Source organism: Alistipes sp. dk3624, assembly GCF_009557455.1.
GTDB lineage: Bacteria > Bacteroidota > Bacteroidia > Bacteroidales > Rikenellaceae > Alistipes_A > Alistipes_A hominis.
Genome location: NZ_CP045651.1, coordinates 63,705 through 84,193 on the forward strand (window position 1 = coordinate 63,705; position 20,489 = coordinate 84,193).

General features: G+C 56.0%; 17 protein-coding genes, 1 tRNA gene and 1 pseudogene. 2 read left to right on the forward strand and 17 right to left on the reverse strand.

Annotated elements, in window-relative coordinates; all coding sequences use genetic code 11:
- Nucleotides 1–43 precede the first annotated feature (43 nt).
- From GFH31_RS00300 to GFH31_RS00325, 6 genes are all read right to left on the reverse strand, one after another.
- A tRNA-Lys gene (locus GFH31_RS00300) sits at nt 44–116 on the reverse strand.
- A 117-nt stretch (nt 117–233) separates the two neighbouring features.
- Nucleotides 234–695, reverse strand: coding sequence for a ribonuclease HI (gene rnhA / locus GFH31_RS00305; RefSeq protein WP_101570697.1), 462 nt, complete (start codon nt 693–695; stop codon nt 234–236).
- A gap of 92 nt (nt 696–787) precedes the next feature.
- The gene (locus tag GFH31_RS00310) at nt 788–1,171 is read right to left on the reverse strand and encodes a TraR/DksA family transcriptional regulator (protein WP_055204085.1); all 384 of its coding nucleotides are present in this window, start codon (nt 1,169–1,171) and stop codon (nt 788–790) included.
- Nucleotides 1,172–1,266: 95 nt separating this feature from the next.
- Complete coding sequence (gene ileS, locus GFH31_RS00315) at nt 1,267–4,710, reverse strand: isoleucine--tRNA ligase (RefSeq protein ID WP_153498042.1); 3,444 nt, start codon at nt 4,708–4,710, stop codon at nt 1,267–1,269.
- Between the two features lie 103 nt (nt 4,711–4,813).
- Nucleotides 4,814–5,740 carry a DMT family transporter gene (locus GFH31_RS00320; RefSeq protein WP_172970765.1) on the reverse strand — a complete coding sequence of 309 codons (927 nt, stop codon included), beginning with the start codon at nt 5,738–5,740 and terminating at the stop codon, nt 4,814–4,816.
- A gap of 124 nt (nt 5,741–5,864) precedes the next feature.
- Entirely contained in the window at nt 5,865–6,296 is a 432-nt protein-coding gene (locus GFH31_RS00325; RefSeq protein WP_101570694.1) for an META domain-containing protein, read from the reverse strand.
- 143 nt (nt 6,297–6,439) lie between these two features.
- Between GFH31_RS00325 and GFH31_RS00330 the strand changes: the two genes are divergently transcribed.
- Nucleotides 6,440–6,814 (forward strand): RidA family protein, encoded by a 375-nt coding sequence (locus GFH31_RS00330; RefSeq protein ID WP_055204093.1) that lies wholly within the window; start codon nt 6,440–6,442, stop codon nt 6,812–6,814.
- Between the two features lie 99 nt (nt 6,815–6,913).
- Here GFH31_RS00330 and GFH31_RS00335 read toward each other — a convergent pair whose 3' ends face one another.
- On the reverse strand, nt 6,914–8,209 hold the full coding sequence (locus tag GFH31_RS00335) for a glycosyl hydrolase family 28-related protein (protein ID WP_153498043.1): 1,296 nt from the start codon (nt 8,207–8,209) through the stop codon (nt 6,914–6,916).
- Between the two features lie 309 nt (nt 8,210–8,518).
- Here GFH31_RS00335 and GFH31_RS00340 point away from each other — a divergent pair, with 309 nt between their 5' ends.
- A complete protein-coding gene (locus tag GFH31_RS00340; protein WP_153498044.1) occupies nt 8,519–9,658 on the forward strand; it encodes a 6-bladed beta-propeller in 1,140 nt (379 codons plus the stop codon).
- Nucleotides 9,659–9,760: 102 nt separating this feature from the next.
- Here the strand turns inward: GFH31_RS00340 and bla are convergent, their stop codons facing one another.
- From bla to prfA, 10 genes and pseudogenes are all read right to left on the reverse strand, one after another.
- Complete coding sequence (gene bla, locus GFH31_RS00345; RefSeq protein WP_153498045.1) at nt 9,761–10,747, reverse strand: class A beta-lactamase, subclass A2; 987 nt, start codon at nt 10,745–10,747, stop codon at nt 9,761–9,763.
- Nucleotides 10,748–10,763: 16 nt separating this feature from the next.
- Complete coding sequence (locus GFH31_RS00350) at nt 10,764–12,371, reverse strand: 4Fe-4S binding protein (RefSeq protein ID WP_153498046.1); 1,608 nt, start codon at nt 12,369–12,371, stop codon at nt 10,764–10,766.
- A 15-nt stretch (nt 12,372–12,386) separates the two neighbouring features.
- Entirely contained in the window at nt 12,387–13,325 is a 939-nt protein-coding gene (locus GFH31_RS00355; RefSeq protein WP_101570684.1) for a DUF362 domain-containing protein, read from the reverse strand.
- A gap of 36 nt (nt 13,326–13,361) precedes the next feature.
- A complete protein-coding gene (locus tag GFH31_RS00360; protein WP_101570682.1) occupies nt 13,362–15,239 on the reverse strand; it encodes a TonB-dependent receptor in 1,878 nt (625 codons plus the stop codon).
- A gap of 13 nt (nt 15,240–15,252) precedes the next feature.
- A pseudogene (locus GFH31_RS00365) lies at nt 15,253–15,535 on the reverse strand (phosphoribosyltransferase).
- A gap of 4 nt (nt 15,536–15,539) precedes the next feature.
- A complete protein-coding gene (locus GFH31_RS00370; RefSeq protein WP_153498047.1) occupies nt 15,540–16,049 on the reverse strand; it encodes an ECF transporter S component in 510 nt (169 codons plus the stop codon).
- Between the two features lie 63 nt (nt 16,050–16,112).
- Complete coding sequence (locus GFH31_RS00375; RefSeq protein ID WP_153498048.1) at nt 16,113–17,237, reverse strand: DUF362 domain-containing protein; 1,125 nt, start codon at nt 17,235–17,237, stop codon at nt 16,113–16,115.
- Nucleotides 17,238–17,493: 256 nt separating this feature from the next.
- A complete protein-coding gene (locus tag GFH31_RS00380) occupies nt 17,494–18,075 on the reverse strand; it encodes an HdeD family acid-resistance protein (RefSeq protein ID WP_055204543.1) in 582 nt (193 codons plus the stop codon).
- Between the two features lie 343 nt (nt 18,076–18,418).
- Nucleotides 18,419–19,246, reverse strand: a complete 828-nt coding sequence (pyrF, locus tag GFH31_RS00385) for an orotidine-5'-phosphate decarboxylase (protein ID WP_153498049.1) — start codon at nt 19,244–19,246, stop codon at nt 18,419–18,421.
- A 23-nt stretch (nt 19,247–19,269) separates the two neighbouring features.
- Entirely contained in the window at nt 19,270–20,355 is a 1,086-nt protein-coding gene (gene prfA / locus GFH31_RS00390; RefSeq protein WP_118457503.1) for a peptide chain release factor 1, read from the reverse strand.
- Nucleotides 20,356–20,489 lie beyond the last annotated feature (134 nt).

Below are 20,489 nucleotides of genomic sequence, written 5' to 3' on the forward strand. Positions count from 1 at the left end.
TAGGAGTTGTACATTTACTGTCCATTTCTGTCCAGCGTTTCTGTGATCCAGCCGGGGCTCGAACCCGGGACCCCAACATTAAAAGTGTTGTGCTCTACCAGCTGAGCTACTGAATCTCCGTTTTTGGTGGTGCAAAGATAGACAGATTTTTCTTTAAACCAAAAATAAAACGGTTTTCTTTGCCTTTTTTTGTCATTTTATCGCAGTTCGCACCGGTCGTTTCGTGCGGTCGTTCAGGTTTCGGGGCGGTACCCCGTGTCGGGAGGAAGGTTCGGCAAAGATGCCGCCGCGACGGCCAGTCGGTCGCAGCGTTCGTTTTCGGGAATGTCGGCATGTCCTTTCACCCAGACGAAGCGAACGCGGTGGCGGCGGTACGCTTTCAGGAACCGCGTCCACAGGTCGGCATTTTTTTTATCTTTGAAACCTTTGCGTTCCCAACCGAAAACCCAGCCTTTTTCGACTGAATTGACGACATACTGCGAGTCGCTGTAAATCGTCACTTCGCACTGGTCGTACCGGAGCGCTTCGAGCCCCGCGATGACGGCCATCAGTTCCATCCGGTTGTTGGTCGTATGGGCGTAGCCGGCGCTCAGTTCTTTGCGGAACGGGCCGCTCAGCAGGACTACCCCGTATCCGCCGCGTCCGGGATTCCCCTGTGCGGCGCCGTCGGTGTAAATCGTAATTTGTCTCGGCATATGCGTTAAAAAAGAGGGACGCGCCCTCTTCTTTGTTAGTAAATTCGACCCCGGTACGGCCTGAGGAAGCCTCCGCCCTACCCTCGTGATTGCTATTTGTGCTCGCCTTTGGCTTCGATACACAGCGTGGCGTGCGGTACGATACGCAGGCGTTCCTTCGGGATCAACTTCCCCGTTTCGCGGCAGATGCCGTAGGTTTTGTTCTCGATGCGGACGAGCGCTGCCTCCAAATGCTGGATAAATTTTAGCTGCCGTTGGGCAAGGCGTCCGGATTCTTCTTTCGACAACGTGGCGGCACCCTCTTCGAGCACTTTGAAAGTCGGCGAGGTATCCTCGATATCGTTGCTTGCGGTGTGCGTAATAGTCGATCTCAGCAAATCGTAGTCAGCCTTTGCCTTTTGCAATTTTTCCAGTATTATCTGCTTAAACTCCTGCAGCTCCTCGTCGGAATACCGTGTTTTTTCATTTTCAGACATGGCCCTAAAGTTTTTGGTTTATGTATAAAAATAATATTAATTTACGAATCGGCAAAAGTTTTTGGCGGTAACCCCGGAAAATAATCGTCCGCAGGTTATGCTTTTTTGACCAATATGCTGACTGTCAAATCGTCCAACTCGATGTTTTGCGTGTCGGGATCGGTTATCGAATCGGCTGAGGAAATACTTACCGCCAGCGTTTGCGCGGCGATATAATCGCCGTACGATTCGACCGCTCCGTCGGTTTGACCGTTCTTGCCGATCGTTATCCGGATTTTGTCCGTGACTTCGAACCCGCTCTCTTTTCGGATGTTCTGGATACGGTTTACCAATTCCCGTGCCATTCCTTCTCGCTTCAGCTCTTCGGTTACCGTGATATCCATCGCGACGGTCAGTTTCCCTTCGGCGGCGACCAGCCAACCCGGCATGTCCTCCGACGTGATGTCGAAATCGGCGGCCGTGGCTTCGATCTTCACGCCGTCAATTTCGGCCGTCCACGAGTCGGTGCGTTCCAACTGTGCGATGTCGGCCTGCGAGAATCCGGCGACCAGCGCCGAAATTTGTTTCATCTGCTTTCCGTACCGAGGCCCTAACGTCTTGAAATTCGGCTTGATCCGTTTGGTGATTACGTCGGTTGTGTCTTCGATGAATTCGAGTTGCTTGATATTCACTTCGTTCAGGATCAAATTCTTGACGGCTTCGATATGCTCTTTCAGCACAGGGTCGAGCACCGGGATCAGGATCCTGCTCAGCGGTTGGCGCACCTTGATATTGACCTTGCGGCGCAGCGCCAGCACCATCGACGATACCTTCTGGGCGAGCGCCATTTTCTCTTCCAGGTCGCTGTTTACCAGCGAATCGTTCGCCTTGGGGAATGCGCTGAGGTGTACCGACGCATCGCAGTGGCGTCCGCTGAGGGCGTTCAGGTCGGTGAAGATCCGGTCGCTGATAAACGGCGCGAACGGCGCAGCCAGTTGCGAAACGGTCTCCAGACAGGTATAGAGCGTCTGGTAAGCGGCCAGTTTATCTTCGGAAAGTTCGCCGCCCCAGAAACGTTTTCGGTTCAGGCGCACGTACCAGTTCGACAGGTTTTCGCCGACGAATTCCTGGATGGCGCGAGCCGCCGGCGTCGGATCGTAATTTTCGAGCGCGTCCGTTACCTCTTTGACCAGCGTGTTCAGCAGCGAGATGATCCAGCGGTCGATCTCGGGACGTTTTTCGACCGGCACTTCCGGTTCGCGGCCGGTGAATCCGTCCACGTTGGCGTACAGCGCGAAAAAGCTGTACGTATTGTACAACGTTCCGAAGAATTTGCGCCGTACTTCGTCCACGCCTTCCACGTCGAACTTGAGGTTGTCCCACGGCTGCGAGTTCGAGATCATGTACCAACGTACCGCGTCCGCCCCGTATTTTTCGAGCACTTCGAACGGATCGACGGCGTTGCCGAGGCGCTTGCTCATCTTGTTGCCGTTCTTGTCGAGCACCAGACCGTTCGAAATGATGTTTTTGAACGCCACGCTGTCGAACAACATCGTGGCCAGCGCATGCAGCGTGAAGAACCAGCCGCGCGTCTGGTCCACTCCTTCGGCTACGTAATCGGCCGGATATACTTTTCGGAACTCCGCATCGCCGATCTCGAACGGATAGTGCACCTGGGCGTAGGGCATGGCCCCCGAATCGAACCACACGTCGATCAGGTCGCTCTCGCGCACCATCTTTTCACCTTTGTCGGATACCAGCACGATGTTGTCCACATAGGGCCGGTGCAGATCGAATTTTTCGTAATTCTCTTTGCTGAAATCGCCTTCGACGTAACCTGCGAACGGGTTTTCGGTCATAAAACCGGCGGCGACCGATTTGTCGATTTCGGCTTTCAGCTCGGCGACTGAGCCGATGCATTTCAGTTCGCTGTGGTCTTCGGTCGCCCAGATCGGCAGCGGGGTGCCCCAATACCGTGAGCGCGACAGGTTCCAGTCGACAAGGTTCTCGAGCCATTTGCCGAAACGTCCCGAACCGGTGCTGGCCGGTTTCCAGTTAATCGTTTCGTTCAGCGCGATCAGCCGGTCTTTGACGGCCGTCGTTTTGATGAACCACGAGTCCAGCGGGTAGTACAGCACCGGTTTATCGGTACGCCAGCAATGCGGATAGTTGTGCGTGTGCTTTTCGATCTTGAATACTTTGTTCTCGAATTTCAGCTTCATGCACAGGTCGACGTCGAGCGTCGGATCGTTGTCCGTCAGCTTCGGATCGTAAGCGTTTTTGACGAAACGGCCTTCGTATTCTTTGTAGGCAGTCGTATCGACATGGGTTTTCACGAACTCCGGATCCAGGTCCGCGATCAGGAAAAATTTCCCGGTACGGTCGACCATCGGCTGGCGTTTGCCGGCGCGGTCGGTCACCATCAGCGGGGCGATTCCGTTTTGCCTGGCTACGCGGTCGTCATCGGCGCCGAACGTCGGAGCGATGTGCACGATTCCCGTCGTGCCGTCGTCGGTCGTCACGAAGTCGCCGGTGATGACGCGGAATGCGTCGCCGTCCGGCTTGATCCACGGGATCAGTTGTTCGTATTCGACGCCGGCGAGGTCTTTGCCCATGTACTCTCCGATCACCCGGTACGGAATGTTTTTGCCGTCCCCGCCGTAACCGTCCAGCGGCAACTCTTCGTTTTTCTTCGGAAAAAAGTTATGCAGCAGCTCTTTGGCCAGGATAACGGTGATCGGTTCGGCCGTATACGGATTGAACGACTCTACTTTTACGTAACGGATTGCGGGCCCTACGGCCAGCGCGGTATTCGACGGCAACGTCCACGGCGTGGTCGTCCACGCCATGAAGTACAGCGGCGCCCCTTCGACCCCTTCGAACAACGGCTCGCTTTTCGCGTTGCGAACGATCCGGAACTGCGCCGTGCAAGTCGTGTCCTTCACGTCGCGGTAGCAGCCCGGCTGGTTCAGCTCGTGGTTGCTGAGCCCCGTGCCGGCGGCCGGCGAATAGGGCTGTATCGTATATCCTTTATACAGCAGTCCCTTCTTGTACAACTCGGCGAGCAGGAACCACAGCGTCTCGATGTACTTGTTGTCGTAGGTGATGTACGGGTCGTCCATGTTGATCCAGTACCCCATGTCGCGGGTCAGCCGTTCCCACATGTCGGTATAGGTCATCACCTCGCGGCGGCAGATGCGGTTGTACTCCTCGATCGAAATTTTCGTGCCGATGTCCTCTTTGGTGATGCCGAGCTTCTTTTCGACGCCCAATTCGACGGGCAGTCCGTGCGTGTCCCATCCCGCTTTGCGGTGTACGAGAAAACCCTGCTGCGTTTTGTAGCGGCAGACGATGTCCTTGATCGTACGCGCCATGACGTGGTGGATCCCCGGCGTTCCGTTGGCCGACGGAGGACCTTCGTAGAAGACGAACGTCGGATGTCCCTCGCGGGTCGTTATGCTCTGGTGGAATGCGTCGTTGCGGTCCCACTGTTCGAGAATTTCCCGGTTGATCTGCGATAGATCGAGTCCTTTATACTCTTTGAATTTTGAACTGCCCATGTTTCGATAACTTGACTTTTGCAATAATCTGCAAAAATAGCTATTTTTTGGCAGATTGTCAATAATATCCCGGGATTATGCGAAATCGGTTCTGCCGGCGGGTTCACTCCCCGCCGTGCCGCGGGGCCGACGGATGGTTTTTATATGCGTTGACTACCAGCAGTACGCCGACGAAAACCGCGATCGAGGCGAGTCCACGATCCCAGGACAGTTTGTCCATGCCGAGGGCGACCGAAAGCCCGGTCGCGATGACCGGTTGCAGGTAGAAATAGACGCTGCTAATCGTCGGTTTGACGTAGTGCAGACTGAAAATAAGCAGGTAATTCGGTCCGAAACTCGGGAGCAGGACGGCGTAGGCGATTACCCACCAGATGTGCGGCGGGATGGCGGCGAAATCGGTATGGATCACCGAGCTCAGTCCGAACGGAAGCAGCATCAGCGCGGCCAGCGGATACATCCAGCGCAACAGGGTGATCGGTTTGTAGCGCATGATCAGGTCTTTGAGCCATACCATCGAGAACGACGAACTGACGATGCCGAGGAAGACGATCGCGTCGCCGCCCAGTTTGGCCGTCGCCGCCGTCGTGCCGCTGTTGCTGAGAATCACCACGAGCGCGCCGGCCAGGCCGATCACCATGCCGACGATTTTCATCGGAGTGAACCGGTCGATCAGGAAAAATACCGAGATCACCAGTACGAGGATCGGCCCCAGCGTGGCGATGATCGAGGCGTCGATCGGGCTGGTATGCTGGATGCCGACCATCAGGAACAGTTTTTTTGCGACGCCCATCAGTACGGCTGCCCCGATGAATTTTACGATGTCTCCTTTGCGTTGCACCCGTTCGACCGGAACGAAAAAGAACGACAGCAGAGCCAGGATCGCGGCGATACTTACCGCCAGGGTCGCCAGTGCGTAAGGCGACATGTATTGCGGCATAATCATCTTGTAAAACGGGTAATTCATCGCCCAGACCAGATTGGCCAGGATCAGGCCGAGGTGGGCCTTGGTCTTATTTTGCAGTGCGTTCATGGATGGATGATTGATTCGTGGGGAATCAATTCGCAAAAAACGCGCCGGGAATACCAGGAAAACGATGCGCCGTCCCGAGGAACGGCGCATCCGTTTTTTTTAGCAGGTATTCTCCTGTTTCCGTTTATTTCATCGTCGTGTCCTGCGCCTGCATCACCATCAGCATTTCGCCGTCGTGCATCAGCATCAGCAGGTCTCCGTCGATCCGGTAAGAATCCACCCGGTCGAGTTCTTTGATGAATTTGTCTTCCTGAGCCTGATTCGCACACATGGCGCGCGTCGAAGCGACCGATTCGATTTTGATTTTGCCGTTGTCGGACAGCGTGTAATTGCCCATGATCGAATTGCAGTCGCCGCGTCCGCCGAAACGGCCTTTTTCTTTGCTGAATACCAACGTATAGTTGTTGTCGGCTTTGAACGGCTGTCCTTCCCATTCGACCATCGCCCAGGTGGTTTCGGTCAGGGGTTTGGCATTCTTTTTTCCTTTGCGACAGGAGCAGCAGGCCGTAACCGAAACGGCGAGAGCGATTGCGAGAATCAAACGTGCGGTTTTCATAATAAGTTGATTTTATTTGTAATTGTTAAAAATACCCTCCGAAAAAACGGCAAGCAAAGCTAATAATAATTTCCGAGAACCCGTCCGGATTCCGGATGATGTTTTAAATTTGCACGACAGTATAACCGATAAATTACAGAGCCATGAAAAAAGTTATTGCAACCGCGGCGGCCCCGCAGGCCGTAGGCCCTTACAGCCAAGCCGTCGAAGCGGACGGGACGGTTTACGTTTCCGGCCAACTCCCGATCGATCCGATCAGCGGTACGATGCCCGATACGGTCGCCCGGCAGACCGAACAATCGCTGCTCAACATCGGGGCGATCCTCGCCGAAGCCGGATGCTCGTTCGACAACGTGGTCAAATCGACCGTTTTGCTCGACGATATCAGCAATTTCGGGGCCATGAACGAAGTCTACGCTCGATTCTTCACCGGGCAGATGCCGGCCCGGGTGTGCTATCAGGTCGCGGCGCTGCCCAAAGGCGCAAAAGTCGAGATAGATGTGATCGCCGTAAAATAGACGCGGTACGGCTTTCGTATCGGGAAAACAACCGGACAGCAACGTCCGGTCGTTTTTGTCGTTGGGAAAGCGTTGCCGGGCGGGCGGCCGCTTGCGGGCTTATTCGAAGTCGAGGGTTTTCAGGGTTCCGTTCGGATCGACGTACCGGATCAGGGCGTTCGCTCCGTCGGCCGATTTCGTAAAGTCGGGACTCCCGGTATACACGTTTCCGATACACCTGCTGCTGACCTGCGACCGGTTTCGAATGGCGGTGCCGTCCATGTTGAAAATATTGCCGTCGATCAGCAGGTTGCCCGAGTTGGGAAGGATGTCTATGCACACCCTCTTCGGCGATGCGGGTTCGGTAAATTGGTTGTGCGACACGATGAAGTCGTTCACGGCGTCGCATTCGATGTCCTTCGACGTGTAGGACGACACGCTGTCGGGATCCGCATGCCACCTGCTCGCCGCCCGGTTGAAGCAGTAAAACAGGTTTCCGGAGACGAATCCCTGCCGGATGCCTTTCAGGGCCAGTCCTTTGACCTTGTAGTGGATGTGGCTGTCGGTCAGGTGAAACGCCGGTTCGCCCCACCCGTCCGTTCGTGCCGACAGCCTTACCCGAATGCCGGTGTCCTGCCCTACGAAGTAGCAGTCGGATACGATCCCGTCCTCGCTGTCTATTTCGCTCCGGTACAGCAGGCCGTATTCCGCCCCTCCCCAGAAGTAGCATTTGTCGACGAGCGGGCTGTAACAGTCCAGCAAGGCGAATCCCGCAGCCATTTTACCGTGCGAATCGCCGTACTCGGACGTGATCTTGACATTGTCCAGCATCGGATACCAGGCGTTCTTTACGACGATTCCGTTGGCGAAATAGCCGTTGCTGAAATGCGGCCCCCGCACCAGCAGGTTCCTTGCCTGGAACATCCTCGAATGGTGATCTCCGGGGTTCTGGTCGGCCGTATTGAATTCGACCGCCGTACCGAGGCCTTTTTTTACGGCGACCAGCGAAAGATCGCAGACGGTCACGGTCAGCATATTCGTCGCCAGATTGAAATAAAGCCCTCCATCCTCGTTGTCGCAGATCAGTTCGGTCGCGTCCTCCCCCGCTCCCCTGACGCAAATTCCCGAATGGTAATCGTATCCGCCGAACTGCGGCTGGTCGAAAACGATCCGTCGGGATATCCGGAACGATCCGGCCGGAAGGACGATCTCGACCTGCCTTTTGCCTTCCATCCGCCGGAATATTTTCTCGAAGGCCGGGGCGCAGTCGGTCGTCCCGTCGTTTTTCGCTCCGAAGTCCAGGATGTTGTAGGTGGCGCATCCGCGGTCGTCGCGGTCTTTCGGCCGGGCGGCCAGGCTGTCGCAGCCGGTCGCGATGCAGAAAAGCGTACACAGCAGTAAGGAATGAAATCTCATAATTTTCTGTTTTACGGACTTTTGAACGGTACGGTTAAAACCCGTTCGGGGTGTTTCCGACACGGAATGCAATATTGCAAAGATTTCCGGAATAAATCAACGACGGGCAGACTAAAGATGGGTATTTTGTCCACATACCTGATTCGATTTAATTTATCAGTTAGTGCCAAATTTGCATGTAAAGATTAATCGGTTTATCTTCGGGATGATATAAGTATATGCCATTAGGCGCGTTGTGCGCGTCTTTTGCCGTAATTGTTTTCTTCAAGAGTAAACTTCATTTGAACAATGATTTATAGTTGATTGCCGATGTACAAGTCGTCGTTTATTTGTTTCTGGGTTTCTGTTTTGTGGATCGCTGGCTGTACTTCGTCCGCAGAATCCGGATCCGCCCCTGTTTTTACGGTGACTGTTCGGGAAGCGAATACGGGTTTATGCGATTCTCTCTGGCGTTATTCGAAACCGGTATTTCTGGAAACCACTTCCGAATCGGCGCTGAGTATGATCTCGAAAGTCGTTCTGTGGAACGGTCGGATCTTTGTTTCGGATAACCGCTATGATAAAATATGCGTGTTCGATACCGCCGGAAAGTTTTTATGGAATATTCGCCGGGTCGGCAGAGGGCCCGGGGAGTATATCGGAATGACGGATTTCGTGATCGATCCCGACCGGGAAGAATTGATCATCTATGCCGATAAGCCCTACAAATTGATTCATTGCGGTGTACAAGGCGATTTCCGGTATGAAAGCCGGTTGCCGGACGCTCTGTTCAAAGAGTTGGCTTTTACGGAAAAGTACCTTGTCGCGATTAACAGCCAGCAGATGTTTCCGGCCGATTATCTGTCCCTGATAGAACGGGGACGGGAAGATGGATTTGTAAAAATTCCTTTTGAACGTCCGATTCCTTTCAATACCTATTCCATCGGGCGGCAGCTCGTCGTTTCCGATCATCTGAATTTTACGTGCCGGTACGACAATACGGTCTACCGATTGGACGGGAAGGAAATCGTACCTTGGTTCCAAATCGATTTCGGGGAGAAAAATTTCCCTGCGTCGCGGTTGAATGTACAATTGACACAGGAGGAGTTTTGGGATTTGCTGGTAAAGGGTTACGTTTATTCCGTTACGAACGTCACCGAAGACGGGAAAACGGTTTATTTTACGACGAACCTGTCCGGATTGGGGAAGATCGATCTGGAAGGACGGCAAACAACTTATTTGCGGTCTCTTAAAGATGGACGTCTGGGGGTTTTCCTCGGGGAAATGCTTGCCGTCGAACACGTCGGAGGGCATCCTGTGGTCGGGTTCTTTCAGACTTTACAGCAATTGAAATTGTCGGTATCCGACCGGGGAAATTCAACGGATTCGGTTTTTCTGAGCCGTGTGCGGACAGCCCGGGAGGATGATAACCCGGTTTTGTTTTTTTATTCGAATCATCCGTTCGAATAAAGGTTGTATTGCCGAACTTCTGAGCGTAAGTACCGCTTCCCGCTACCTGCGGCGTCGCAACCAAAGAAGAGCGCTTGTTTGTTTGGCAGGGCGCTCTCTTTTTTACGGACTCCCGGCCGCATCGTCGGCCGACACGCTTTCGGGGCGGCAAAGCGTCGGACGGTTCGGATCAGTCGGACGTATCATAAAATCGTATACGATTGCGGAAATGCGGGCGATTATGGAGGCGTTCGTCGGATCGTCTTCCTGCGAATCGCTGACGAATACGGCGATGTAGTATCTTTTGCCGTCCGGCGTCAGCACGAATCCGGCGTCGTTGTCGGCGATTTTGACGCCCGTTGAGGTGCGGTCGGAAGAGCCCGTTTTGTGGCCGACCGTGCAGTCCGGGGGCAACAGACTTTTGAGCTTGTCCTGCCCGGTCGAGGTTTCCGTCATGATCCGGATCAGGAATTTTTTGTACTTGGATGCGAACAGCCGGTTTTCGAAAAAGGTCTCGATCAGGCGTGCCGTCGCCGTCGGCGTACTACGGTTCAGGTATTGGTTCTCGATCCGGTCGTGCATCGTTTTTTCCGAGGCGGAAATGAACGTGTTTTCGATGCCGAGGCCGCGCACGTATTTTTCGACGGCTTCGGGGCCTCCGGCATATTCGAGCAGGATGTCGCAAGCGTTGTTGTCGCTGTGCGCTACGCTGTATCTCAGCAGTTCCGCTATCGTAATCGAAAAGTCCCGGCCCGGGTGTCGTTCTCTCAGCGGGCTGTATGTGTCCGGGTGCATGTCCGAAGCTTTTATGCGGACGACGCTGTCCAGCGGGGTGCGGTTCTTGTCCATGCGGTCGAGTACGGCCAGGGCGGTGTGGAATTTGAATACGCTCATCAGCGGGAACAGGATGCTGTCGTTCGCCGCGACGATTTCGTCCCGGTTGGACAGTACGGTCACCCCGACGGTCGCCCGGTACCGGGACAGCACGGAGTCGATTTGCCGGACGAGCGTTCCGCATTGCGGTTTTGCCGTAGCGCATAAAGCCGCGAACAGGCATACGGCCGTCAGACAGCCATATGCGGCGATTCGTCGGACGGTTTCGGCGGTCATAAGCGGTCTGCGCATTTTAAAATCCGAAATCGTCGATTTTGATGTCGCTGCCGCCCGACCGTTCGAACGGTTTCGCCTGCTGTTGCACCGGATTGCCTTCCACGTGGATCGCCCGGAACGGTCGTGCCGGGCAGACGTATTCGCAGCCGCCGCATCCGACGCAGATATCCGGGTCGATCGACGGGATGGTCAGTCCCTCCTTGTACGGGATCATCGTCACCGCTTGCGTCGGACAGTGCTCGGAGCAGGCGCCGCAACTCGTTTCGTCGGCATAGACGATGCAATCTTCCTTAATGAATACGACGCGCCCCACCTGCGTCAAGTGCTTTTGCTCGACGGTAAGCGGATGGATCGCCCCGTTCGGACATACGTCCGAGCAGACGGTACAGTCGAAATTGCAGAATCCGCGGTCGAAATACATTACCGGCTGCATTACCCCGCCGAGTCCGTATTCGGTTACGGCCGGTTTCAGTACGTGCGACGGGCATTTGGCGATACATAGGTGGCAGGCCGTGCAGTGTTTGAGCAGGTGTTCCGGGCTGACCGCTCCCGGGGGGCAGAGCGGATGCTGCCGTTTGTACCCTTTGCGGCCCGATAGCAACTCTTCCTGTTTCCTGGCGAATGCTTCGGGCAGCAGGGCGGCGGTCGCCAGCAGCGTGCCGAGGAACTGCCGCCGCGACCGGTCGGGCGATTCGGAAACGCCTGCCGTTTCGGGCGGGCTGCAAGGGGCAGGTTGCGAAGACGTAGGAACCGTTTGCGGGATACCGCCCTTTTTTACGGCCAACGGAACCGCCGCTTTCGATGCGGTGGACGAGAACTGGATCGCCTGCTGCCGGCAGTTGTCCAGGCAATCGAAACAGGCTATGCAACGGCTGTAATCGACCGTGTGCGTCTTGCGGTCGATGCACGACGCTTTGCATTTCGAAGCGCATACGCCGCAACCGTTGCAGTTGTTCTTGTCGATCCTGATTTTGAACAGCGCGTATTTGCTCAGGAAACCCAGCAGCGTGCCGACCGGACAGATCGTATTGCAGTACGAGCGACCGTGTTTCCATGCCAAAAAACCGATGATTCCGAACGTGGCCAGTGCGACGATAAAAGCCAGCGGGCTGACGACGGCGACTTCCGTGCGGTAGAAAGTATAGTTGTCGAATTTCGTGAAAATCGCTTCCAGCAGGTTGTTGCCGGCCATGTAGACCGGGCTGAAGACATTCGATACCAACCGCCCGTAAGCCCCGTACGGATCGAGCAGGCTCAGCACGACGGTCAGGCCGAACAAGTACGTGACTACGACGACTCCGAGCACCGACCACCTTAGGATCGTTTTCGCCGGCGCGAACGCGAACCGTTTCCGTTTTTTCTGCAACCGGCCGGCGATTCGGTTCACGATATCCTGGAAAATGCCCGTCGGGCAGACGACCGAACAGTAAATCCGCCCGAACAGCAGCGTCGCCAGAATTAGCCCGGCCAGCGTGACGAGGCTCAACGACAGCACCGCCGGCAGGAATTGGATACTGACCAGTCCGTGAAAACTTTCCGGCAGCCATCCGGCGAAGTCGAGGAAGTAGAGCGTAATCAGGGTAAAGGTCGCTGTCGCCGCTACCACACGCAACTTTCTGAGCATGATGTTTTCGTCTTTTTACAGTTTGATTCGTTTGACGTTCAACTTATCGAGATCCGTCGTGCCGATGTTCAGCGCCTGGCCGTTGGCCAGATGTCCGACCGATTCCATCGGCATTTCGCGGATCTGGTTGAAGAATTTCGTGGCGGCCGTGTCGACGGCGACGATGTCCGGCGATACGAAAAGCCCTTTGGCGAGCACCACGTCGTCGGCCGACTGACCGCGCGGTCCGTTGGTCTTCATCACGCGGTAGGCGTCCACCACGTTCAGCGCCGGTTTCTTTTGCAGCGTGCAGATGTCGGCGATGCACTGCTGCAGGTCGTCGCGGTGGAATGCGCCGCGATCCCAGACGATGCCCATCAGGTTTTTCATCGAGATGGTCAGGTTAGCTCCCCCGTGGTGTTTGAGCACCGGTACGTTGATCCAGACGTCGCTGTCGAGGATCGCCCGGTGCACCTTGGCGTTTTTGAGGATTTTGCCGTGCGGCAGCGAAATGTCGCGGTAATAGGACTCCTCGTGGGCCGGAACGACTTTCGCGCCTGCGGTTTTGGCGGCATCTTCGATGCCGCTGTTTTTATAACATTTGATCCAGTCGTCGCAGGTGTGGTCGAAAACCGCGACCTCCTTGGCTCCGGCGGCCAGGCACTGCTTGACGATCTCGGCGATCAGCTTGGGATTGGTGTTGCCGGCCAGTTCGGGCGTTTTGTCCCAGCCGATATTTGGCTTGACGGCCACTTTGGCCCCTGCTTTGACGAACTTTTTCATGCCGCCCATCTCGGCGATCGCTTTGCGGAACATGGCGTCCGGTTCGCCGCCCATGACGGCGATCAGGTCGGTTTTTCCTCCCGTAGCGGGGTCGGTGACGGATTGGGCCAGCAGATCCATCGTCCCGCCCGGCTTGATAATCATCGCAACCCCCGTCAGGGCGATCGCCTTTAAGAAATCTCGTCTGTCCATCGCGTTTGTTTTTAGTCGGTTTGTTTTCGAAGTATATCAGAAGCGCAGGTTCACGCCGCCGAAAACCGTGGCTCGGGGCATCGGGTAACCGGCGTTGATTTCGTAGTCCTGGGCCAGCAGGTTCTCGCCCCGCGCGAAAAGTTCGACGACGGAGCTCGCTTGCCACGAGGCGCGTAGGTTCCATAATACGAATTGCTCCGTGCCCGGCGCTTTCAGATCCGTATAGAGTCCGCGGATGTATTGCACCCCGGTCGATACGCTCCAGCGCGGCCGGATAAAGTCGATACCGGCGTACAGTTTGTGCTGCGGCGCCGCCAGTATTTTGTATTCCATGTGCAGCCAGCTGTAATTGCCCGAGAAGGCCAGCGACCGGACGGCCCGGTATCGCGCGGTCAGTTCCACGCCGTAGTTTTCGATCCGGCCCGTGTTGACGTTTATCGGCCGGTTGCCGTCGAAAACCGCCTGGATCGTGTTGTCGCCCTTAAGGTAGTAAACATTGGCGCTCAGCGACAGTTTGCGTTGCCAGAAACTCTGCGTAACGGAGAACTCGTAATTCATCAGCCTTTCGGGTCGCAGGTCGGGATTTTGCGGCGGAAACATGTACATTTCGCGGATGGTCGGCGTCCGGAATCCTTTGCTGAGGATCGCTTTGAGGACGGTTTCGGGCGCTATCGGGAAACTGATCCCGAACTGCGGGACCCACTGCGCGCCGAAGTGCGGGTTATAATCCATGCGGACGCCCGCGTTCAGCGTCATCCATCTCGCGAGCGTCTGCTGCATGTTCAGGTAGACCGCCACATCGTTCAGCGTCTTGTCGGCCAACTGTTCGTCTCGGTCGGGATAGCGGTTCCAGGCGCGTCCCCCGCTGCGTTGGTAGTCCGCTCCGAGCGTCGTCTGGTTGCCCGTAAACAGCCGGTACGACTGGTAGGCTGTGATGCCCAGCATCCGGTCCCGCGAACGGAAACGGTAGTCCGGCGACGGTTGTCCCGGGCTGTGCCCGTCGTCGATTTTGTGATATCCGAAGTTGTAAAAGAATTTCAGCGATCCCGACGTGCGTTCGTAGCGGTTGTCGAGCGAGAACGAGGTCATTCCGCGGGTAATCAGCGCATCGTTGTCGATCAGCGGAGCGGTGACGGAACCGGGGTTCGAGGCGGCGAAATGGTTCAGGTTCACGTCCGCGAACGCTTTCCAGTGCGCGGTGAAGTCGTAGCCCAGCTTCAGGTAGCCTCCCCAACCGCCGAATCCCATGTCCTTGCGGTGTCCGTCGGTACGACTGTAATTCAGCGCGGCGAAACTGTTGAATTTTCCTTTCCGCACGGCGTTGCTCACTTCGACGTTCAGCGTGTTGAACGAGCCGTACATCAGACGGGCCGTGTTGTAGACGCCATCCGCTTGCCCTTTTTTCGTGATGATGTTTACGACGCCGCCCATCGCGTTCGACCCGTACAGGATCGAGGCCGGGCCGCGCACCACTTCCACCCGTTCGGCGTTCATCGACTGGTAACTGTCCGCCAGCGGATGCCCCATCAGGCCCATGTACTGCGGATGTCCGTCGATCAGCACCAGCACCCCGGAAGTGGGTTCGCCCCCTACTCCCCGGATTTTCATGCCGCCGGCCGCGCCGGCCGCCACGCCGTACCCCATCACGCCGCGTCCGGTGATGAACAGTCCGGGCACCTGTTCGGTCAGCACCGGCAGCAGCGACGGTTCGAACCGCCGTTCGATTTGCCGTTCCTCGACGACCGATACGCTCATCGGCAGGTTGCGGAGGTTTACCGCCGGCCGCGATCCGGTCACGATCACTTCGTCCATCCGTACGGAGTCGGCGAAGCGTTCCGGTACGGCGCTCCGTGCGGAAATCATGCCGCAGCATGCCATTGCGGCGCATAGGTAAAGTTTCGTCAGTACGTTCATACGGTCAGAGTATTCATGGAAATCGGAAGCAAGCTTCGTTGTACAGCGCGTAGTCCGCATTCCCCTTCACGTCGAAGTCGACCGGGGCCAGCCGTTTTCGGTTTGTCGTATTTCGGCCGCTGGCATTCGTCGCGCAGGTTGATTCGCAGCGGGCGAACCTCTTTGTTCAGCCGCAGGTTCAACGGCGCGGCCGGTATGATCCCGCCGTTGGCGATCGCTACCAGCAGGTCGAAATCTTCCGGGATCGGGATTTCCCGGAAACGGGTCAGCACTTCTTTGAATGTTTTTCCCGACATCGTGTCAGCGTTTGGCCAGCCATTTCAGCAGCGCGTACCCGGCTACGATCTGCAACAACATGCCCGGAACGCCGAGACGGAAATCCTGCATGGCGGTGAGGAAGCTGCCTGTGAGGGCCCATTCGAACAGCGAGCCGATGATCTGGTAAGTCAGTACGACGGCGACCATCGCCAGCATCGAAACGTTTTTCAGGTAACGGGCCGCCATAGCGGCGGCTACGGCCAGCGTGACCGATTTGATCAGGATCTCGGGCAGTACGGCGGCAGCGGGCATCCCGAACAGCGCGCTGTTCGCCAGCGGAGAGAGCACGGCCGTCAGCAGGCCGACCCGGATGCCGAATTTATAGGCTGCGATCAGCGTAAAGAAGTAGATCGGCAGCAGGATCAGTCCCCCCTGCGGAATCAGATGGCATAATTGCGGCAGAATCAGATTGCCGGCTACGAACAGCAGCGTGAACCAATAGGTCTTGGCCTGTCGGAAGTTCAGCGAATAGAGTTTTACAGTCGTTTCCATAACATAGTTGTATTTTAAAGTTATTCGATTGCGGTATTGCGGAGTATCTTCGGGGAGGAAACGTTACCTCACCTCGATCAGTTCGTATTGCATGTTTCCGATTCCGATCTTTTCGGCGTGCGTCAGTCCGGCCAGCCAGTCGGTGTCGGGATGCATCAGATGGAATTTGTCGGTGTCTTCAAAGTGTTCGTGCGGACGGCTTTCGGTAAGCCGGTTGATCGTCTGCAGCGCAGGCGCGTGGATCACCAGGTCGGCGCAGGCTTTGTCCAGGGCTACCGGGTCGAATGAAGCGGCGATTCCGAGGTCGGGGACGACGGCGGCGTCGTTGTGATTCCAGCAGTCGCATTCCGGCGAGACGTTCATGATGAAGCTGACATGGAAGTTCGGCTTGTCTTTCAGCACGGCCTTCGTGTATTCGGCGATTTTGTAGTTCAGGCGTTCCGATGTATCGTTGGCCCCCATCGACGCGCTGTCGTACTGGCATAACGCGATGCATTGTCCGCAGCCGACGCACTTCGAGTAGTCGATCTCGGCTTTCCGTTCCGGGTTCAGGTGTATGGCGTCGTGCGCGCAGTGTTTTACGCAGATGTTGCAGCCTCGGCAGTTTTCCGTTTTGACGACGGGCTGGGCCGCGCAGTGCAGTTCCAGCTTGCCGCCGACGCTGGCGCAACCCATGCCGAGGTTCTTCAGCGTACCGCCGAATCCGGTCTGTTCGTGTCCTTTGAAATGGGTCATCGAGATGACAATGTCTGCGTCGGCGACGGCCGCGCCGATTTTCGGTGCTTTGCAGTATTCGCCGTCGATTTCGATTTCCCGGTAGTCGATGCCTTTCAGTCCGTCGGCAATGATGACCTGACATTGTGCGGAGATCGGGTTGTAGCCGTTCTCCATAGCGCTCTGTAGGTGGTCGACGGCATTCGCGCGTCGTCCCGAATAGAGCGTGTTGGCGTCGGTCAGGAACGGTTTCGCGCCGAGCGAACGCAGCAGTCCGGCCATCCGGGCGGCGTACTGGGGCCGCAGGTAGGCCATGTTGCCCGGTTCCCCGAAATGAATCTTGATCGCGGCGAAACGGTTCTCGAAATCGATGCCGGCGATGCCCGCCCGGCGAACCAGTCGCTCCATTTTGTCCAGCAGGTTGCTGGTCGGCGTGGTGCGGAGGTTTGTGAAAAATACTTGAGAAGAAGCCATGTCCTGAATAAATTGGGTTGAAGCCGACTTTGTAGCGAGTCGGCGATTTTTGCCCAAAAGATACGGATTTTTAGAAAAAGATTCTAATTTTCCCATTGAAAAAGCGGATCGAGGACGATTCCGGATTTTGCGGATCTGATCTTTCGCGTACGGACGGGCGGTTGTACCGCAAAAGCGATGTTTTTCGGGAAAGGCGTCGTGCGAAACGAAAAATCCCGGCCGGAGCCGGGATTTGCAGAGAAAAATAACGAATATTCTATTTCATATGTTTGTGTACGTCGCGCAGTTGGAAGGCGAAAATACAGGCTGACATCCCGGCGAAAAGCAGCGAAATGCCTACCCAGATGATCACGGCCGCCGTCCCGAACAGTATCGGCTGGAACAGGATCCACATCGAAAGCAGCAGCAGTAGGACGCCGCTTACGATCGTCCATCCCGAACCGGGAACGTTCATCGCGTTCATGTCGCTACCCAGTCCGATCGCGCTGAAGCTGCGGAACAACAACCAGAAAGCGAGGAAGATCGGCAGCGTCGCTGCGGACAGCGCCGTATTCAAGATCAGGATGACGCCCAAGATCACCTCGATGATGCCGCCGGCCAGCATCCATCCGCGTCCGGTCATGTAGTGTTTATTGCCGGCCGAAAGAATGATCTGGAACAGGCCGGAAAAGAAGATCAGAAAACCGAACATCAGCGACATGCCCAGGTAACTTTGCGCCGGGTACAGGAATACGACCAGGCCGATGATGAATAGCGCGATGCCGGTCAGCAGCAGCAACCACCAGTAACGGATCGCCTGTTTCGAATGTTCGAGCAGCGTTTCAAAAGAATTGTCCATAGTTTGATTTTTTAATGAAATATTACTTAATTTTGAACGATAGAAAATTTTATATACCGAGCGATTCGTTTCGACCCCGTCAAACGGACGGAAGGGTTCGAACGGTTTGTCGGGTAACGCCGTAACGGAGTGCTCATTTTCAGTGCCAGTTTTGCGAAATCCCGGGTCACGCCGTTTTTTGCGGGATAGAAAAGTCCGAACGAAACAGACCGGAAAGGAATATCCTTTTCATATCTCATGGAATTATGTCGCCGGATCGGGAGAGTGTCGGCGTATGCGGATGAAAATGAAAACGCCCCGAAATCGTATGATATTCCGGGGCGTTATTTTTCGGAATCGTTTTTTACAGGCCGTGCGCGGACAATAATTCGGCCATCTGGACAGCCATTTCGGCCGCTTTTTTCGCGGCCGTGTCGGCAAAGAGTTCCGATCGGTCGGCATAAATGATCCCGCGCGAGGAATTGACCAGCAGGCCGCAACGGTCGTTCATCCCGTAACGGGCCACTTCTTTGAGGCTGCCGCCCTGCGCGCCCACTCCCGGGACGAGCAGGAAATGGTTCGGGATCAGTTCCCGGATTCCTTTCAGCATCCGGGCTTGCGTCGCGCCGACGACGTACATCATGTTTTCGGCCGTGCCCCATCCGCTCGATACGTCGATCACTTTTTCATAAAGATAGCCGCCCTCTTCGAGCCGCTGCATTTCGAAATCGGCGGCGCTCGGGTTGGATGTCAGCGCCAGAACGACCGCCCATTTGCCGTCGAAGCGGAGGAACGGGTCGACCGTGTCGCGTCCCATGTACGGAGACAACGTCACCCCGTCGGCCAGATCTTGGCTGAAAAAGGCGCGGGCGTACATCTGCGACGTATTGCCGATATCGCCCCGTTTGGCGTCGGCGATAATCATGATTTCGGGATAGTTATCCCGGATATATCGCACCGTTTTGACGAAACTTTCCCAGCCTTTCGCGCCGTTTTCCTCGTAAAAAGCGAGGTTGGGCTTGTAGCATACGGCGTATGCCGCCGTGGCGTCGACGATCGCCCGGTTGAAGGCGAAAACCGGATCGTCTTCGGACAGCAGGCGCTGCGGGATTTTGTTCGGATCGGTGTCCAGGCCTACGCACAGGAAACTGCGTTTCCGCCTGATCTGTTCGAAAAGTTCCGATGAAGTCATGGAGTATTCGTTTTTGAGGTTCGTTACTCTTCGCTCGCGCGCAGCCGTTCGGCATTCTCTGCTACCTGTAACTTGTCGATAATCTCCTGGATGTCGCCGTCCATCACGGCGCTCAGGTTGTAGAGCGTCAGGTTGATCCGGTGGTCGGTCACGCGGCCTTGCGGATAGTTGTAGGTGCGGATCTTGGCGCTGCGGTCGCCGGTCGACACCATCGTCTTACGCTTGCCGGCGATCTCGTCGAGGTATTTTTGGTACTCCAGGTTGTAAATACGGGTACGCAACTCTTCGAACGCCTTGTCGAAGTTCTTCAACTGCGATTTCTGATCCTGGCACTGCACGACGATGCCCGTCGGGATGTGGGTCAGCCGAATCGCCGAATAGGTCGTGTTGACCGACTGGCCGCCGGGCCCCGATGCGCAAAAAATATCCTTGCGGATGTCATTCATATTGATTTCCAGGTCGAACTCTTCGGCTTCGGGCAGTACGGCCACCGACGCGGCCGACGTGTGTACGCGGCCTTGGGTTTCGGTCTGCGGCACGCGCTGTACGCGGTGTACGCCCGATTCGTATTTCAGCACGCCGTAGACGCTGTCGCCGATCACTTTCATCACGATCTCCTTGAATCCGCCCGAAGTGCCCTCGCTCATGCTGTTGATCTCGTATCTCCAACCGCGTTTCTCGATGTATTTGGTATACATGCGAAACAGGTCGCCGGCGAACAGGGCCGCTTCGTCGCCGCCGGTTCCGCCGCGGATTTCGACGATGGCGTTCTTGCTGTCCTGCGGGTCGGCCGGGATCAGCAGCAGCTTGATCTCCTCTTCCAGCCGCTCGAGTTCCGGTTCCAACTCGGCGACCTCCATGCGCGCCATTTCGCGCAGTTCGTCGTCCTTTTCGGTCGTGAGGATCTCTTTGGCTTCGGCGAGGTGGTTCAGCGCCGTCCGGTATTTTTCGCTGGTTTCGACCACCGGCTGCAGTTCTTTATACTCTTTGTTCAGCGCTACGAATTTTTTCATATCGGCGATCACTTCCGGATCGGTCATCTGCTGGCCGATCTCTTCGTATTTGATCTTCAGTCCGTCGAGGCGTGAAAGTATCGAATTTTCTGACATAAAAATGATAATTATCGGATGATGCTCCCTGCGAGGCGTTTCCGGTGCGCAACGCGTTCCTTTTGAGAAACTGGGGATTGCACCTGCCGGATGCGATCCGCCGGCCGCCGGAAGCGTCACAAAGGTAAACATTT

Excerpts from the sequence above, each read along its gene's own strand:
- rnhA (WP_101570697.1), bottom strand. The coding sequence starts at position 695 with ATGCCGAGACAAATTACGATTTACACCGACGGCGCCGCACAGGGGAAT.
- GFH31_RS00310 (WP_055204085.1), bottom strand. The coding sequence starts at position 1,171 with ATGTCTGAAAATGAAAAAACACGGTATTCCGACGAGGAGCTGCAGGAG.
- ileS (WP_153498042.1), bottom strand. The coding sequence starts at position 4,710 with ATGGGCAGTTCAAAATTCAAAGAGTATAAAGGACTCGATCTATCGCAG.
- GFH31_RS00320 (WP_172970765.1), bottom strand. The coding sequence starts at position 5,740 with ATGAACGCACTGCAAAATAAGACCAAGGCCCACCTCGGCCTGATCCTG.
- GFH31_RS00325 (WP_101570694.1), bottom strand. The coding sequence starts at position 6,296 with ATGAAAACCGCACGTTTGATTCTCGCAATCGCTCTCGCCGTTTCGGTT.
- GFH31_RS00330 (WP_055204093.1), top strand. The coding sequence starts at position 6,440 with ATGAAAAAAGTTATTGCAACCGCGGCGGCCCCGCAGGCCGTAGGCCCT.
- GFH31_RS00335 (WP_153498043.1), bottom strand. The coding sequence starts at position 8,209 with ATGAGATTTCATTCCTTACTGCTGTGTACGCTTTTCTGCATCGCGACC.
- GFH31_RS00340 (WP_153498044.1), top strand. The coding sequence starts at position 8,519 with ATGTACAAGTCGTCGTTTATTTGTTTCTGGGTTTCTGTTTTGTGGATC.
- bla (WP_153498045.1), bottom strand. The coding sequence starts at position 10,747 with ATGACCGCCGAAACCGTCCGACGAATCGCCGCATATGGCTGTCTGACG.
- GFH31_RS00350 (WP_153498046.1), bottom strand. The coding sequence starts at position 12,371 with ATGCTCAGAAAGTTGCGTGTGGTAGCGGCGACAGCGACCTTTACCCTG.
- GFH31_RS00355 (WP_101570684.1), bottom strand. The coding sequence starts at position 13,325 with ATGGACAGACGAGATTTCTTAAAGGCGATCGCCCTGACGGGGGTTGCG.
- GFH31_RS00360 (WP_101570682.1), bottom strand. The coding sequence starts at position 15,239 with ATGAACGTACTGACGAAACTTTACCTATGCGCCGCAATGGCATGCTGC.
- GFH31_RS00370 (WP_153498047.1), bottom strand. The coding sequence starts at position 16,049 with ATGGAAACGACTGTAAAACTCTATTCGCTGAACTTCCGACAGGCCAAG.
- GFH31_RS00375 (WP_153498048.1), bottom strand. The coding sequence starts at position 17,237 with ATGGCTTCTTCTCAAGTATTTTTCACAAACCTCCGCACCACGCCGACC.
- GFH31_RS00380 (WP_055204543.1), bottom strand. The coding sequence starts at position 18,075 with ATGGACAATTCTTTTGAAACGCTGCTCGAACATTCGAAACAGGCGATC.
- pyrF (WP_153498049.1), bottom strand. The coding sequence starts at position 19,246 with ATGACTTCATCGGAACTTTTCGAACAGATCAGGCGGAAACGCAGTTTC.
- prfA (WP_118457503.1), bottom strand. The coding sequence starts at position 20,355 with ATGTCAGAAAATTCGATACTTTCACGCCTCGACGGACTGAAGATCAAA.